A 15,779-nucleotide genomic window follows, 5' to 3' on the forward strand; every position below is an offset into this window, starting at 1 on the left:
TAGGCCTCGACGTTCTGCGGTTCGGTGAAGTCCCGCCGCTCCCCGGTGCCGTCGGGCCCGGAGTTAGAGGCAGAGCGTCGCGGCCGGGCAGTCGTCGAACGGAATCGGGTCGGCGTTCGCCGGCAGGACGAGGAAGAGCGAGCAGAGGAGAGCGAGGGCGGCTGTGATGAGCGCGCCCCGCCTGAGGTCGATACGGGATGTGGTCACGGATGATCAGCGTGCCATCACGCTCGGCATCGGGGAACGCGTGTTCGCCGGAGGGGGAAGTGGTGGGGTGACCCTCCGTTTGAACCGGACCCGCCCCCCATAGACTTCGATACGTCCTCATCGCCGAACCACCGGGAGAAACCGCCGTGAGCGAGCAGCCCCTCTCCGAGCACAGCGCGGACGTCATCGTCGTCGGAGCGGGCCCGGCCGGCTCCACCACCGCGTACTACCTCGCGAAGGCCGGACTCGACGTCCTGCTCCTGGAGAAGACCGCGTTCCCCCGCGAGAAGGTCTGCGGCGACGGCCTCACCCCGCGCGCCACCAAGCAGCTCGTCTCCATGGGCATCGACATCTCCGAGGAGGCCGGCTGGCTGCGCAACAAGGGCCTGCGGATCATCGGCGGCGGAGTCCGCCTGGAGCTGGACTGGCCGGAACTCGCCTCGTACCCGGACTACGGACTCGTCCGCAAGCGCGACGACTTCGACGAGCAGCTGGCCCGCCAGGCGCAGAAGGCCGGCGCCCGCCTGTACGAGCGCTGCAACGTCGGCGCCCCGATCATCGACGACCGTACGGGCCGCATCACCGGCGTCCACGCCAAGCTCGGCGAGGAGAAGCGCGAGGTCACCTTCCACGCCCCGCTCGTCGTCGCCGCCGACGGCAACTCCACCCGGATCTCCCTCGCCATGGGCCTGCACCGGCGCGAGGACCGGCCGATGGGCGTCGCCGTCCGCACGTACTTCACCTCGCCCCGCCACGACGACGACTACCTGGAGTCCTGGCTGGAGCTGTGGGACCGGCGGGGTCCGCAGGACCGTCTGCTGCCCGGCTACGGCTGGGTCTTCGGCATGGGCGACGGCACGTCCAACGTCGGCCTCGGCATCCTCAACTCCTCGAAGGCCTTCCGGGAGCTGGACTGGCGCGAGGTCCTCAAGGCCTGGTGCGCCTCGATGCCGGAGGACTGGGGCTTCACCCCGGACAACATGACGACGCCGATCCGCGGCGCCGCCCTCCCGATGGCCTTCAACCGCCAGCCGCACTACACCAAGGGCCTGTTGCTCGTCGGTGACGCGGGCGGCCTGGTCAACCCGTTCAACGGCGAGGGCATCGCGTACGCCATGGAGTCCGGCCAGATCGCGGCCGACGTCATCGTCCAGGCGAACGCCCGGACCACTCCCGCCCAGCGCGAACTGGCCCTGCAGAACTACCCGCAGGTCCTCAAGGACACCTACGGCGGCTACTACACGCTCGGCCGCGCCTTCGTGAAGCTCATCGGTAACCCGAAGGTCATGAAGGTCGCGACCCAGCGCGGCCTGACCCACCCGCTCCTGATGAAGTTCACCCTGAAGATGCTGGCGAACCTCACGGACCCGACGGGCGGCGACGCGATGGACCGCATCATCAACGGCCTGTCGAAGGTCGCCCCGAAGGCCTGACCGCCGGGACCGCGTACGAGGAAGGGCCGTCTCTCCCCCGAGGAGTGACGGCCCTTCTTCGTGCTTACGCGGATGCGTGCGGGATCAGAGGATCCGGACGGCGCCCGACGGGGTGTCCCAGTCGAGGGAGCGCTCGACGACGCCCGTGGACGGGTTCTGCGCGCCGACGTAGTTGCCGCCGCCGACGTAGATGGCGACGTGGTACGAGCCGCTGCGGCTGCCCCAGTACAGGATGTCGCCCGGCTGGAGGTTGCTCAGGGAGACGGAGGTGCCCATGCTCGACTGCGAGTACGAGATGCGGGGCAGGTCGATGCCGGCCGCGCGGTAGGCGGCCTGGACGAGGCCCGAGCAGTCCCACGAGTTGGGGCCGGTGCCGCCGGACACGTAGGCGTCGCCGATCTGGGCACGGGCGAAGGCCACGATCGCGGCGGCGGAGCCGGAGGGGGCCTGCGTCTCGGTGCTGGAGCCTGCCGTGGAGCCGCTGTCGGAGGACGACGAGGAGCCGCTGTCGTTCGACGAGCTCGTGGACCGGGTGGAGAGCTGAGTGCGCTCACGGTCGCGGGAGGCGCGCTCCTCGGCTTCCTTGCGCTCCTGCTCGGCCTTGAGGCGGGCCTCCTCGGCGCGCTCGGCCGCGGCCTTGCGGTCCGCCTCGGCCTTGGCCTTCTTGGCTTCCTTGGCGGCCTTCTGCAGCGCCGCGTTCTCCTGCGCCTGGAGGCTCTGGTCAAGCGCCTCCTGGTGGGAGGCCTCGGCGGAGGCGGCGACGGCGCTGGCGAGACCGGCGCCGGACTCGAGGGAGCCCAGGGTGGGCATTTCGATGGTCTCGGTCACCGGCTCGGCGTTCGCCGGCCCGGCAGCACCGGCCACCGCGATGGTGCCGAGGACGCCACCGGCAACTCCGGCTCGCAGCGCGAGCTTCGAGGCGCTGCGGCGGGGCTTCCGGTGGCTGGGTATGTGAGCGGTGTGGGACATGGGTACAACCGCTATCAGGGCTTCACGGTTCCCTTCAAGAAACGTGGGGTGCGCCACAGTTGCCCCAGGAATCTCCTAATCCGCTTCTGAGGCGCCCTTATTGACGCCGTAACGGGCAAATCGGGCAGGGCTCATCTGGCCCTTGATCACGGGTTTTCATTGAAACGCCCGAATTGCCCGACGCTTACCACCTCTTGACACCCATGGCCAAGCCCCGTTTTCCCGGAGCCCTTGACGTGTGGCACAGGTCACACTCGCGTCTCACGAACGCTCGTGAAAGCGCGCACGCGTCCACCTCCGTCCGCCGGACCCCCCGACCGGGCGACGGGCTGGTCCTTTACCACCCGGATGCGCCCATCGCCAATTTGCTTGTAATGACCATCACTTGATAGTGCGACACCCCCTCCGATCAGCGATTTCCGATCCGGATGTCACATCTGGTGATCACCTGGGCGCTTCGCGCAACAAGATCACCGCTCATCCGACTTCATGATCCTTCGTCAGGTGGTGGAGATCACAAAGTCCTTGCTGTACCCCGTGTCGCAGATCACAGAGGGGCGGGCATAAGATGCGGGGCAGCCGGGCTTGTGAACTGCCTCACATGGGGGCGATCTTTCACGGTCCGGCCGTGCGGTCCAACGGTCAAGGACGACTGGAAGGAGCGAGGAGCGTGAATGCGTACGCGCCCGTCCTCGTGCTCGGTGCCCTGGGTGCGGGGTTTGCGATCTTCTCCGTGGTCATGGCCACGCTTATCGGTCCAAAGCGGTACAACAGGGCAAAACTTGAGGCGTACGAGTGCGGCATCGAGCCGACGCCCACTCCCGCCGGCGGCGGCCGCTTCCCGATCAAGTACTACCTGACGGCGATGCTCTTCATCGTCTTCGACATCGAGATCGTCTTCCTCTACCCCTGGGCCGTCACCTTCGACGCCCTGGGGCTTTTCGGGCTCGTGGAGATGCTGCTCTTCGTGCTCACCGTCTTCGTCGCCTACGCCTACGTGTGGCGTCGCGGCGGCCTGGAATGGGACTGAGGGGCTGAGGGGCACCTATGGGACTCGAAGAGAAACTCCCGAGCGGCTTTCTGCTGACGACGGTCGAACAGGCCGCGGGCTGGGTGCGCAAGGCGTCCGTGTTCCCCGCGACCTTCGGCCTCGCCTGCTGCGCCATCGAGATGATGACCACCGGAGCCGGCCGGTACGACCTGGCCCGCTTCGGCATGGAGGTCTTCCGCGGCTCGCCGCGCCAGGCCGACCTGATGATCGTGGCCGGCCGGGTCAGCCAGAAGATGGCGCCCGTCCTGAGGCAGGTCTACGACCAGATGCCCAACCCCAAGTGGGTCATCTCCATGGGCGTCTGCGCCTCATCGGGCGGCATGTTCAACAACTACGCGATCGTCCAGGGCGTCGACCACATCGTGCCGGTCGACATCTACCTGCCCGGCTGCCCGCCGCGCCCGGAGATGCTGCTCGACGCGATCCTCAAGCTCCACCAGAAGATCCAGACCTCCAAGCTCGGCGTGAACGCCGAGGAGGCGGCCCGGGAGGCGGAGGAGGCGGCGCTCAAGGCGCTGCCGACCATTGAGTTGAAGGGTCTGCTCCGTTGAGTGACGAAACCCCGAACCCCGAGAAGGAGCTGAGCGAGCAGAACCTGCCCGGTCAGCGCGGGGACCACGGCGAGGAGGTCCGCGTCCAGCGCGGCATGTTCGGTGCCCAGAGCGGCGCCGACACCTCCGGCTACGGCGGCCTCGTCCGCTCGATCCGGCTCCCCGGCCCGGCCACCCGCCCGTACGGCGGCTGGTTCGACGAGGTCGCCGACGAACTCGAAGGCGCCCTCGAGGAGCAGGGCCTGCTCCCGGACAACGCCATCGAGAAGACGGTCGTCGACCGCGACGAGCTCACCTTCCACATCGAGCGCGAGCACCTCGTCCGCGTGGCCCGCACCCTGCGCGACGACCCCGCCCTCCGCTTCGAGCTGTGTACGGGCGTCTCCGGCGTCCACTACCCGGGCGACAAGGGCCGCGAGCTGCACGCCGTCTACCACCTGCGCTCGCTCACCCACGGTCGGCTGATCCGCCTGGAGGTCTCGGCGCCCGACGCCGACCCGCGCATCCCGTCCCTCGTCGCCGTCTACCCGACGAACGACTGGCACGAGCGCGAGGCGTACGACTTCTTCGGCATCGTCTTCGACGGCCACCCCGCCCTCACCCGGATCATGATGCCGGACGACTGGCAGGGGCACCCGCAGCGCAAGGACTACCCCCTCGGCGGCATCGCCGTCGAGTACAAGGGCGCCCAGATCCCGGCTCCGGACCAGCGGAGGTCGTACTCGTGACCACTCCCCACGCGTCTCCCCGCGAGACGACAGAAGGCGCCGTCTACACGGTGACCGGCGGTGACTGGGAAGAGGTCGTCCAGTCCGCCGCCAAGGCCGACGACGAACGCATCATCGTCAACATGGGCCCCCAGCACCCGTCCACCCACGGCGTGCTCCGGCTCATCCTGGAGATCGACGGCGAGACCGTCACCGAGGCCCGCTGCGGCATCGGCTACCTCCACACCGGCATCGAGAAGAACCTCGAATACCGGACCTGGACGCAGGGCACCACCTTCGTCACGCGCATGGACTACCTCACCTCGTTCTACAACGAGACGGCGTACTGCCTCGGCGTGGAGAAGCTGCTCGGCATCACGGACCAGATCCCGGACCGGGCCAGCGTCATCCGGGTCCTCCTCATGGAGCTCAACCGGCTCTCCTCCCACCTGGTGTGCATCGCCACCGGCGGCATGGAGCTCGGCGCCACCACGATCATGATCTACGGCTTCCGTGACCGCGAGATGATCCTGGACCTGTACGAGCTGATCACCGGCCTGCGCATGAACCACGCGTTCATCCGCCCCGGCGGCCTCGCCCAGGACCTGCCGCCCGGCGCCGTCGACGCCGTGCGCGAGTTCGTGAAGACCATGAAGAAGAACCTGCCGGAGTACGACAAGCTCGCCACCGGCAACCCCATCTTCAAGGCCCGCATGCAGGACGTCGGCCACCTCGACCTCACCGGCTGCATGGCGCTGGGCGCCACCGGCCCGATCCTGCGCTCCGCGGGCCTCCCGCACGACCTGCGCAAGACCGACCCGTACTGCGGCTACGAGAACTACGAGTTCGACATCCCGACCGCCGACACCTGCGACTCCTACGGACGTTTCCTCGTCCGCCTGGAGGAGATGCGGCAGTCCCTCCGGATCGTCGAGCAGTGCCTCGACCGTCTGGAGCCGGGCCCGGTCATGGTCGGCGACAAGAAGATCGCCTGGCCCGCGCAGCTCGCGCTCGGCGCCGACGGCCTCGGCAACTCCACCGACCACATCGCGAAGATCATGGGCACCTCCATGGAGGCCCTGATCCACCACTTCAAGCTGGTCACCGAGGGCTTCCGGGTCCCGGCGGGACAGGCCTACGCGGCCGTCGAGTCGCCCAAGGGCGAACTCGGCGTGCACGTCGTCTCCGACGGCGGCACCCGCCCCTTCCGGGTCCACTTCCGCGACCCGTCCTTCACCAACCTCCAGGCCATGGCCGCGATGTGCGAGGGCGGCCAGGTCGCCGACGTCATCGTCGCCGTCGCCTCCATCGACCCCGTGATGGGAGGCGTCGACCGATGACGGAGAACGTCAGCCTGGGGATGCCCCAGCTCCCCGCCCCCGCGTTCCCGGCCGAGGTCCACGCCCGGCTGACCGAGGACGCGCGGGCGATCATCGCCCGCTACCCGGACTCCCGCTCCGCGCTCCTGCCGATGCTGCACCTCGTGCAGTCGGAGGAGGGGCACGTGACCCGTACCGGCATGCAGTTCTGTGCCGACCTGCTCGGCCTCACCACCGCCGAGGTCACCGCCGTCGCCACCTTCTACACGATGTACCGGCGCAAGCCCTCCGGCGACTACCAGGTCGGCGTCTGCACCAACACGCTCTGCGCGGTCATGGGCGGCGACGCCATCTTCGAGGAGCTCAAGGCCCACCTCGGCGTCGGCAACGACGAGACGACCGAGGACGGCAAGATCACCCTCGAACACATCGAGTGCAACGCGGCCTGCGACTTCGCCCCCGTGGTGATGGTCAACTGGGAGTTCTTCGACAACCAGACCCCCGAGTCCGCCAAGCGGATGGTCGACGACCTGCGGGCCGGCCGGACCGTCGAACCCACCCGGGGCGCCCCGCTCTGCTCCTTCAAGGAGACCGCCCGCATCCTGGCCGGCTTCCCCGACGAGCGCCCCGGCGCCGTCGAGGCCACCGGCGGCGCGGGCCCGGCATCCCTGGTCGGTCTCCGCCTCGCCAAGGGCGAGCAGCCCCACCACCGAATCGTCCACCCGCGCGGTGAGTCCTCCGGTCAGGAGGGGGAGTGATGACCTTGGCCGCCGAGATCAACAACAGCAGCCCCGAGAAGCTTCTCGCACCCGTCCTCTCGGCCTTCTGGGACCAGCCCGACTCCTGGACCCTGGAGACCTACGAGCGCCACGAGGGCTACCGGGGCCTCAGGAAAGCCCTCGCGATGAGTCCCGACGACCTCATCGCCTACGTCAAGGAGTCCGGCCTCCGCGGACGCGGCGGCGCGGGCTTCCCCACCGGCATGAAGTGGCAGTTCATCCCGCAGGGCGACGGCAAGCCCCACTACCTCGTCGTCAACGCCGACGAGTCCGAGCCCGGCACCTGCAAGGACATCCCCCTCCTCTTCGCCAACCCGCACTCCCTCATCGAGGGCATCGTGATCGCCTGCTACGCGATCCGCTCGAACCACGCCTTCATCTACCTGCGCGGCGAGGTCGTCCCCGTCCTGCGCCGCCTCCACGAGGCCGTCCGCGAGGCCTACGCCGCCGGCTACCTCGGCACGAACATCCTCGGCAGCGGACTCGACCTCGAACTCACCGTGCACGCCGGCGCCGGCGCGTACATCTGCGGTGAGGAGACCGCGCTGCTCGACTCGCTCGAAGGGCGCCGCGGCCAGCCCCGGCTGCGCCCGCCCTTCCCCGCGGTCGCCGGCCTGTACGCCTGCCCCACCGTCGTGAACAACGTCGAGTCCATCGCGTCCGTTCCCGCGATCCTCAACAAGGGCAAGGAGTGGTTCACCTCGATGGGCAGCGAGAAGTCCCCGGGCTTCACGCTCTACTCGCTGAGCGGGCACGTCGCCTCGCCCGGCCAGTACGAGGCACCCCTCGGCATCACCCTGCGCCAGCTCCTCGACATGAGCGGCGGCATGCGCCCCGGCCACCGCCTCAAGTTCTGGACCCCCGGCGGCTCCTCCACCCCCATGTTCACCGACGAGCACCTCGACGTGCCCCTCGACTACGAGGGCGTCGGCGCCGCCGGATCCATGCTCGGCACCAAGGCGCTCCAGTGCTTCGACGAGACCACCTGTGTCGTCCGGGCCGTCACCCGCTGGACCGAGTTCTACGCCCACGAGTCCTGCGGCAAGTGCACCCCCTGCCGCGAGGGCACGTACTGGCTCGTCCAGTTGCTCCGCGACATCGAGGCCGGACGCGGACAGATGTCCGACCTCGACAAGCTCAACGACATCGCCGACAACATCAACGGCAAGTCGTTCTGCGCCCTCGGCGACGGCGCCGCCTCGCCGATCTTCTCCTCGCTCAAGTACTTCCGCGCGGAGTACGAGCAGCACATCACCGGCCGGGGCTGCCCCTTCGACCCCGCCAAGTCGACCGCCTGGGCGGACAACCACAAGGAGGTGACGGCATGACGGTCACCACGGCCGGCCCGGCGGGCGGCACCCCGGCGGTACCGCCCGAGGACCTCGTCACGCTGACCATCGACGGCGCCGAGATCTCCGTCCCCAAGGGGACGCTCGTCATCCGCGCCGCCGAACAGCTCGGCATCGAGATCCCGCGCTTCTGCGACCACCCGCTCCTCGACCCCGCCGGCGCCTGCCGCCAGTGCATCGTCGAGGTCGAGGGCCAGCGCAAGCCCATGGCCTCCTGCACCATCACCTGCACCGACGGCATGGTGGTGAAGTCCCAGCTCACCTCGCCCGTGGCCGAGAAGGCCCAGCACGGCGTGATGGAGCTGCTGCTCATCAACCACCCGCTGGACTGCCCCGTCTGCGACAAGGGCGGCGAATGCCCCCTGCAGAACCAGGCCATGTCCCACGGGCAGTCCGAGTCCCGCTTCGAGGGCGTCAAGCGGACGTACGAGAAGCCGATCCCGCTCTCCACCCAGGTCCTGCTCGACCGCGAGCGGTGCGTGCTCTGCGCCCGCTGCACCCGCTTCTCCAACCAGGTCGCCGGCGACCCGATGATCGAACTGGTCGAGCGCGGCGCGCTCCAGCAGGTCGGCACCGGCGAGGGCGACCCCTTCGAGTCGTACTTCTCCGGCAACACCATCCAGATCTGCCCGGTCGGCGCCCTCACCTCGGCCGCCTACCGCTTCCGCTCCCGCCCCTTCGACCTGGTCTCCTCCCCGTCGGTGTGCGAGCACTGCGCGGGCGGCTGCGCCACCCGCACCGACCACCGGCGCGGCAAGGTCATGCGGCGGCTCGCCGCCGAGGACCCGGAGGTCAACGAGGAGTGGATCTGCGACAAGGGCCGCTTCGGCTTCCGGTACGCCCAGCAGCGCGACCGGCTCGCCACCCCCCTCGTCCGGAACCCCGGCACCGGTGAACTGGAGCCCGCATCCTGGCCCGAGGCCCTGGAGGCCGCCGCCCGCGGGCTCGTCCGCGGCCGGACCGGCGTCCTCACCGGAGGCAGGCTGACCGTCGAGGACTCCTACGCGTACGCCAAGTTCGCCCGGGTCGCCCTCGACACCAACGACGTCGACTTCCGGGCCCGGATCCACTCCGGCGAGGAGGCCGACTTCCTGGCCTCCGCCGTCGCCGGACGGGGACGCGACCTGGACGGCACGGGCGTCACGTACACCTCGCTCGAAGCCGCCCCCGCGGTGCTCCTCGTCGGCCTGGAGGCCGAGGAGGAGGCCCCCGGCGTCTTCCTGCGGCTCCGCAAGGCCTGGCGGAAGAAGGGCCAGAAGACGTACGCGGTCGCCGCCTTCGCGACCCGGGGCCTGGACAAGGCGGGCGGCACCCTGCTGCCCGCCGCCCCCGGCACCGAGACCGAGTGGCTCGACGCGCTGACCTCCCGGGTCGGTCTGGAGGGCGACGGGCTCGCCGCCGCCCAGGCCCTCCGCCAGGAGGGCGCCGTCATCGCCGTAGGCGAGCGGCTCGCGGGCGTCCCCGGCGCCCTCACCGCCGCCCTGCGCGCCTCGGCCGCCACCGGCGCCCGCCTCGTGTGGATCCCGCGCCGCGCCGGCGAACGCGGAGCCGTCGAGGCCGGCGCCCTCCCGGCCCTGCTGCCCGGCGGCCGGCCCGCGACCCACCCCCGCGCGCGCGAGGAGGTCGCCGCCGCCTGGGGCGTCCGCGAACTCCCGCACCGCTACGGGCGCGACACCGGCCAGATGATCGAGGCCGCCGCCACCGGCGAACTCGGCGCCCTGCTCGTCGGCGGCGTCGAGGTCGCCGACCTGCCCGACCCGGCACGCGCGCGTGAGGCCCTCGACGCGGCCTTCGTGGTCTCCCTGGAGCTGCGGCCCAGTGAGGTCACCCAGCGCGCCGACGTCGTCCTCCCGGTCGCCGCCGTCGCCGAGAAGCCCGGCACCTTCCTCAACTGGGAAGGCAGGGCCCGGCTCTTCGAGGCCGCGCTCAAGCCCGAGCAGATGACCCGGCCCGTCGCCCCGGGCGACGCGCGCGTGCTCCACATGCTCGCCGACGCCCTTGACGTCCACCTGGCGCTGCCCGACCTCAGGGCCGTACGCCGGGAGCTGGACCGGCTCGGCGGCTGGACCGAGGAGCGGGCCTCCGAGCCCGTCGAACCCGGCCAGGCCGCGCCGAGGGCCGGCGACGGAGAGGCCGTCCTCGCCGGACACCGGCTCCTGCTCGACCTGGGCCGCCTCCAGGAGGGCGACACCGCCCTGGCCGGCACCCGGCACGCGGCGGTCGCCCGGCTCTCCGCCGCCACCGCCGCCGACACCGGCGTCAAGGACGGCGACGTCCTGGAGGTGACCGGCCCCGCCGGCTCGGTCGCCTTCCCGCTCCAGGTCACCGAGATGCCCGACCGCGTGGTCTGGCTCCCGCTGAACTCGGCGGGCCGCGGCGTCCTCTCCGACACCGGCGCCCACCCCGGCGACCTGGTCCGCATCGGCGCGGTCACCACGAAGGAGGTCCAGGCATGAACACCCTCCTCGCCGCCGAAGACCTGTCCATGTTCGGCACGGACCCCTGGTGGCTCGTCCTCATCAAGGCGGTCTTCTGCTTCGCCTTCCTCATGGTCACCGTGCTCTTCTCCATCGTGTGGGAGCGCAAGGTCGTCGCCTGGATGCAGCTGCGCGTCGGCCCCAACCGGCACGGCCCCTGGGGCCTCCTCCAGTCCCTCGCGGACGGCATCAAGCTGATGCTCAAGGAGGACGTGATCGTCAAGAAGGCCGACAAGGTCGTCTACGTCCTCGCCCCGATCATCGCCGCGATCCCCGCGTTCATGGCGATCGCCGTGATCCCCTTCGGTCCCGCGGGCAACGAGGTCTCGATCTTCGGCCACCGCACCGCGATGCAGCTCACCGACCTGCCGATCGCGATGCTGTACGTCCTGGCCATCGCCTCGGTCGGCATCTACGGCATCGTCCTCGCCGGCTGGTCGTCCGGCTCCACGTACCCGCTCCTCGGCGGCCTGCGCTCCTGCGCGCAGATGATCTCGTACGAGATCGCCATGGGCGCGGCCTTCGCCTCCGTCTTCCTCTACTCCGGGTCGATGTCGACCTCGGCGATCGTCGAGGCGCAGGCGGACCGCTGGTTCATCATCCTGCTGCCGGTGTCGTTCATCATCTACATCGTCACGATGGTCGGCGAGACCAACCGCGCCCCGTTCGACATGCCGGAGTCCGAGGGCGACCTCGTCGGCGGCTTCAACACCGAGTACTCGTCCATCAAGTTCGCGATGTTCATGCTCGCCGAGTACGTGAACATGGTGACGGTCTCGGCGGTGTCGGTGACCCTCTTCCTGGGCGGCTGGCGGGCCCCGTACCCGGTGTCCACCTTCTGGGAGGGCGCGAACCACGGCTGGTGGCCGATGCTCTGGTTCGTCCTCAAGGTGCAGCTGCTGCTGTTCTTCTTCATCTGGCTCCGCGGCACCCTGCCCCGCGTCCGCTACGACCAGCTGATGAAGCTCGGCTGGAAGGTCCTCATCCCGGTCTCCGTGGTCTGGCTCATGCTGGTCGCCACCGTCCGGGCGCTGCGCAACGAGAACATCGCGTTCACCAACATCGTCCTGTACGTGGCCGGGGCCGTCCTCGGACTGCTGCTGCTGTCCTTCGTGGTCGACGTGTTCCGCGACCGGAAGGCCAAGGCGTCCGCGGCGGCCGGGCCGGCCGACGAGCCCGCCTTCGACCCGATGGCCGGCGGCTTCCCCGTACCGCCCAAGCCCGGACAGTCCCTGCCGCCCGTGCCCCGGCGCAGGCCCCGGCACGACCGGGACCTCGTTGTCAGTGGCGCCCCCGATACTGCTACTGCGAGTGATGGAAAGGAGACGGACGGTGTCTGACTTCCAGAATCCGGTGGCCGGCTTCGGCGTGACCTTCAAGGCCATGTTCAAGAAGCGGCTGACCGAGCAGTACCCGGAGCAGCAGAAGACGACGGCGCCCCGCTTCCACGGCCGGCACCAGCTCAACCGTCACCCCGACGGGCTGGAGAAGTGCGTCGGCTGTGAGCTGTGCGCCTGGGCCTGTCCGGCCGACGCCATCTACGTGGAGGGCGCGGAGAACACGGACGAGGAGCGCTACTCGCCCGGCGAGCGCTACGGCCGCGTCTACCAGATCAACTACGCCCGCTGCATCCTGTGCGGGCTGTGCATCGAGGCCTGCCCCACCCGGGCGCTGACGATGACCAACGAGTTCGAGCTGGCCGACTCCTCCCGCGCGAACCTGATCTACACCAAGGAGCAGCTCCTCGCGGGACTCGAGGAGACCATGGTGGACACCCCGCACGCGATCTTCCCCGGCATGACCGAGCAGGACTACTACCGGGGCCTCGTCACCGAGGCCGCGCCCGGGACCGTCCCTCAGGTCGCCGTGTCCAAGGGGGAGACGGGCGAGCCGGAAGAGGTGGACGCATGAGCGCCGAACTCGCGGCGTACGCGACCTCGGGCGGTGAGGCCTTCCAGTTCTGGGTCCTCGGTACCGTCGCCGTCGCGGGCGCGCTCGGCACGATCCTGATGAGGCGGGCCGTGCACTCGGCGCTCTGCCTCGCCGGGACGATGATCATCCTGGCGGTCTTCTACCTGGCCAACGGGGCGTACTTCCTCGGCATCGTCCAGATCGTCGTCTACACCGGCGCGATCATGATGCTCTTCCTCTTCGTCGTCATGCTGGTCGGCGTCACGGCGGCGGACTCGCTGAAGGAGACCCTCAAGGGCCAGCGCTGGTGGGCCGCCGCCTGCGGCCTCGGCTTCGGCATCCTCCTCGCCGGCGGCATCGGGAACGCCTCCCTGACGGAGTTCGCCGGACTCGGCGCCGCCAACAGCGCGCACGGCGGGAACGTCGAGGGCCTCGCCGCCCTCATCTTCACCAAGTACGTCTTCGCCTTCGAGATCACCGGCGCGCTCCTCATCACCGCCGCCGTCGGCGCGATGGTGCTCACCCACCGCGAGCGCACCGAGCGGGCCCGCACCCAGCGCGAGCTGTCCGAGCAGCGCGTACGCGAGGGCAAGCACGTGCCGCCGCTGCCCGCGCCCGGCGTCTACGCCCGGCACAACGCCGTGGACATCCCCGGTCTGCTGCCCGACGGCACCCCCTCGGAGCTGACCGTCATGCAGACCCTGCGCAAGCGGGGCCAGGTCCGGGACGTGTCCGCCGAGGCCCTCGCCGACCTCAAGGCCCTGGAGCAGCGCTCCGAGGAGCGGCTCGGCCGCGACCGGGATGAAGAGGAGGCCACCCGGTGAACCCCGTCAACTACCTGTACCTCGCCGCCCTGCTGTTCACCATCGGTGCGGCCGGGGTGCTGATCCGGCGCAACGCGATCGTGGTCTTCATGTGCGTCGAGCTGATGCTCAACGCCTGCAACCTCGCGTTCGTCGCCTTCTCCCGTATGCACGGAAACCTCGACGGCCAGATCTTCGCGTTCTTCACGATGGTCGTCGCCGCCGCGGAGGTCGTCGTCGGGCTCGCGATCATCGTGTCCGTCTTCCGTGCCCGCCACTCGGCCTCGGTCGACGACGCAAGCCTGATGAAGCTGTGAGGGGCTGACCGTGGAAAATCTCATCGCTCTGCTCGTCGGAGCGCCCCTGCTCGGCGCGGCCGTCCTGCTCTGCGGCGGACGGCGGCTCGACAAGACCGGGCACTGGATCGGCACGCTGCTCGCGGCCGTCTCCTTCGCCATCGGCCTCGCGCTCTTCGTCGACATGCTGGGCAAGAGCGCCGACGACCGGGCCCTGCACCAGCGGCTCTACACCTGGATCCCCGTCGAGGGCTTCCAGGCGGACATCGCCTTCCAGCTCGACCAGCTGTCGATGACGTTCGTCCTGCTGATCAGCGGGGTCGGCACGCTCATCCACGTGTACTCCATCGGATACATGGAGCACGACGAGCGCCGCCGCCGCTTCTTCGGCTACCTCAACCTGTTCGTCGCGGCGATGCTGCTGCTCGTCCTCGCCGACAACTACCTGCTCCTGTACTTCGGCTGGGAGGGCGTCGGCCTGGCCTCGTACCTCCTGATCGGTTTCTGGCAGCACAAGCCCAGTGCGGCCACCGCCGCGAAGAAGGCCTTCCTGGTGAACCGGGTCGGCGACATGGGCCTCTCCATCGCCATCATGATCATGTTCACCACCTTCGGCACCTTCGCCTTCGGGCCGGTGCTCGGGGCGGCCGGTGAGGCGTCCGAGGGCACGCTGACCGCGATCGGCCTGATGCTGCTCCTCGCCGCCTGCGGCAAGTCGGCCCAGGTGCCGCTGCAGTCCTGGCTCGGCGACGCGATGGAGGGCCCGACCCCGGTCTCGGCCCTCATCCACGCGGCCACGATGGTGACCGCCGGTGTCTATCTGATCGTCCGCTCCGCCGACATCTTCAACGCGGCGCCGGACGCGCAGACCGTCGTCGTCGTGGTCGGCGCCGTCACGCTCCTCTTCGGTGCGATCGTCGGTTGCGCGAAGGACGACATCAAGAAGGCGCTCGCCGGTTCGACGATGTCGCAGATCGGATACATGATCCTGGCGGCCGGCCTCGGCCCCATCGGCTACGTCTTCGCGATCATGCACCTGGTGACCCACGGCTTCTTCAAGGCCGGGCTGTTCCTCGGCGCCGGTTCGGTCATGCACGGCATGAACGACGAGGTCGACATGCGCAGGTACGGCGGCCTGCGGAAGTACATGCCGGTCACCTTCGTGACCTTCGGCCTCGGCTACCTCGCGATCATCGGCTTCCCCGGCCTGTCCGGCTTCTTCTCCAAGGACATGATCATCGAGGCGGCCTTCGCCAAGGGCGGCACCCAGGGCTGGATCCTCGGCTCGGTCACCCTGCTCGGCGCGGCCATCACCGCGTACTACATGACCCGCGTGATGCTCATGACCTTCTTCGGCGAGAAGCGCTGGCAGGCGGACGCCGAGGGCCACGAGCCGCACCCGCACGAGTCGCCGAAGTCCATGACGATCCCGATGATCCTGCTGGCCTTCGGGTCGGTCTTCGCGGGCGGCATCTTCGGCGTCGGCGACCGGTTCGTGCACTGGCTGGAGCCCGTCACCGGTTACGCGCACGGCCACCCGCCGATCAGCGCCGCGGCCGTCACCTCCGCCACCGTCGCCGTCATGGTGATCGGCGTCGGCGTCGCCTACCTCCAGTACGGGCGCAGGCCCGTCCCGGTGGTCGCCCCGCGCGGCTCGCTCCTCACCAGGGCGGCCCGCCGCGACCTGCTCCAGGACGACTTCAACCACGCCGTCTTCGTCCGCGGCGGCACCCACCTGACCCGCTCCCTGGTCTACGTCGACCACAGCCTCGTCGACGGCGTGGTCAACGGCACCGCCGCCTCCGTCGGCGGACTGTCCGGCCGACTGCGCAAGCTCCAGAACGGCTACGCCCGCTCGTACGCGGTCTCCATGTTCGGAGGTACTGCGGTGCTGATCGCCGCGACCCTGCTGATGAGGGCGGTGTAA

15 protein-coding genes are annotated in these 15,779 nt (G+C 69.7%); 13 read left to right on the forward strand and 2 right to left on the reverse strand.

Annotation, left to right across the window (positions count from 1 at the left end):
- Positions 1-63 precede the first annotated feature (63 nt).
- Positions 64-207 (reverse strand): hypothetical protein, encoded by a 144-nt coding sequence (locus tag IO20_RS41945; protein WP_245685174.1) that lies wholly within the window; start codon positions 205-207, stop codon positions 64-66.
- 146 nt (positions 208-353) lie between these two features.
- On the opposite strand from IO20_RS41945, the gene IO20_RS0135345 reads away from it, so the two are divergent.
- Positions 354-1,640 carry a geranylgeranyl reductase family protein gene (locus IO20_RS0135345; RefSeq protein ID WP_030549929.1) on the forward strand — a complete coding sequence of 429 codons (1,287 nt, stop codon included), beginning with the start codon at positions 354-356 and terminating at the stop codon, positions 1,638-1,640.
- Positions 1,641-1,724: 84 nt separating this feature from the next.
- Here the strand turns inward: IO20_RS0135345 and IO20_RS0135350 are convergent, their stop codons facing one another.
- A complete protein-coding gene (locus IO20_RS0135350) occupies positions 1,725-2,609 on the reverse strand; it encodes a C40 family peptidase (RefSeq protein ID WP_030549927.1) in 885 nt (294 codons plus the stop codon).
- A 670-nt stretch (positions 2,610-3,279) separates the two neighbouring features.
- Here IO20_RS0135350 and IO20_RS0135355 point away from each other — a divergent pair.
- Genes IO20_RS0135355 through nuoL form a run of 12 tightly spaced genes read left to right on the forward strand, consistent with a single transcriptional unit; the run spans position 3,280 to position 15,779 of the window.
- Positions 3,280-3,639 (forward strand): NADH-quinone oxidoreductase subunit A, encoded by a 360-nt coding sequence (locus IO20_RS0135355; protein ID WP_019888619.1) that lies wholly within the window; start codon positions 3,280-3,282, stop codon positions 3,637-3,639.
- A 17-nt stretch (positions 3,640-3,656) separates the two neighbouring features.
- On the forward strand, positions 3,657-4,211 hold the full coding sequence (locus IO20_RS0135360) for a NuoB/complex I 20 kDa subunit family protein (protein ID WP_024756031.1): 555 nt from the start codon (positions 3,657-3,659) through the stop codon (positions 4,209-4,211).
- A complete protein-coding gene (locus tag IO20_RS0135365) occupies positions 4,208-4,939 on the forward strand; it encodes an NADH-quinone oxidoreductase subunit C (RefSeq protein WP_030549921.1) in 732 nt (243 codons plus the stop codon). Before IO20_RS0135360 ends, IO20_RS0135365 begins: the two co-directional genes overlap by 4 nt.
- Entirely contained in the window at positions 4,936-6,258 is a 1,323-nt protein-coding gene (locus IO20_RS0135370) for an NADH-quinone oxidoreductase subunit D (RefSeq protein WP_030549919.1), read from the forward strand. The genes IO20_RS0135365 and IO20_RS0135370 overlap by 4 nt, the downstream gene beginning before the upstream one ends.
- Positions 6,259-6,278: 20 nt before the next feature.
- Entirely contained in the window at positions 6,279-6,995 is a 717-nt protein-coding gene (gene nuoE, locus IO20_RS0135375; RefSeq protein WP_397787720.1) for an NADH-quinone oxidoreductase subunit NuoE, read from the forward strand.
- Positions 6,992-8,344 carry an NADH-quinone oxidoreductase subunit NuoF gene (gene nuoF, locus IO20_RS0135380; protein WP_211270469.1) on the forward strand — a complete coding sequence of 451 codons (1,353 nt, stop codon included), beginning with the start codon at positions 6,992-6,994 and terminating at the stop codon, positions 8,342-8,344. The genes nuoE and nuoF overlap by 4 nt, the downstream gene beginning before the upstream one ends.
- The gene (locus IO20_RS0135385) at positions 8,341-10,821 is read left to right on the forward strand and encodes an NADH-quinone oxidoreductase subunit G (RefSeq protein WP_030549915.1); all 2,481 of its coding nucleotides are present in this window, start codon (positions 8,341-8,343) and stop codon (positions 10,819-10,821) included. Before nuoF ends, IO20_RS0135385 begins: the two co-directional genes overlap by 4 nt.
- Positions 10,818-12,182, forward strand: coding sequence for an NADH-quinone oxidoreductase subunit NuoH (gene nuoH / locus IO20_RS0135390; protein ID WP_030549913.1), 1,365 nt, complete (start codon positions 10,818-10,820; stop codon positions 12,180-12,182). The genes IO20_RS0135385 and nuoH overlap by 4 nt, the downstream gene beginning before the upstream one ends.
- Positions 12,157-12,753 carry an NADH-quinone oxidoreductase subunit NuoI gene (gene nuoI / locus IO20_RS0135395; RefSeq protein WP_030214509.1) on the forward strand — a complete coding sequence of 199 codons (597 nt, stop codon included), beginning with the start codon at positions 12,157-12,159 and terminating at the stop codon, positions 12,751-12,753. Before nuoH ends, nuoI begins: the two co-directional genes overlap by 26 nt.
- Positions 12,750-13,577, forward strand: a complete 828-nt coding sequence (locus IO20_RS0135400) for an NADH-quinone oxidoreductase subunit J (protein ID WP_030549911.1) — start codon at positions 12,750-12,752, stop codon at positions 13,575-13,577. The genes nuoI and IO20_RS0135400 overlap by 4 nt, the downstream gene beginning before the upstream one ends.
- The gene (gene nuoK / locus IO20_RS0135405) at positions 13,574-13,873 is read left to right on the forward strand and encodes an NADH-quinone oxidoreductase subunit NuoK (RefSeq protein WP_030549909.1); all 300 of its coding nucleotides are present in this window, start codon (positions 13,574-13,576) and stop codon (positions 13,871-13,873) included. Before IO20_RS0135400 ends, nuoK begins: the two co-directional genes overlap by 4 nt.
- 10 nt (positions 13,874-13,883) lie before the next feature.
- Positions 13,884-15,779 (forward strand): NADH-quinone oxidoreductase subunit L, encoded by a 1,896-nt coding sequence (gene nuoL, locus IO20_RS0135410; RefSeq protein ID WP_030549907.1) that lies wholly within the window; start codon positions 13,884-13,886, stop codon positions 15,777-15,779.

This window comes from Streptomyces exfoliatus (assembly GCF_000725545.1).
Classification (GTDB): Bacteria; Actinomycetota; Actinomycetes; order Streptomycetales; family Streptomycetaceae; genus Streptomyces; species Streptomyces exfoliatus.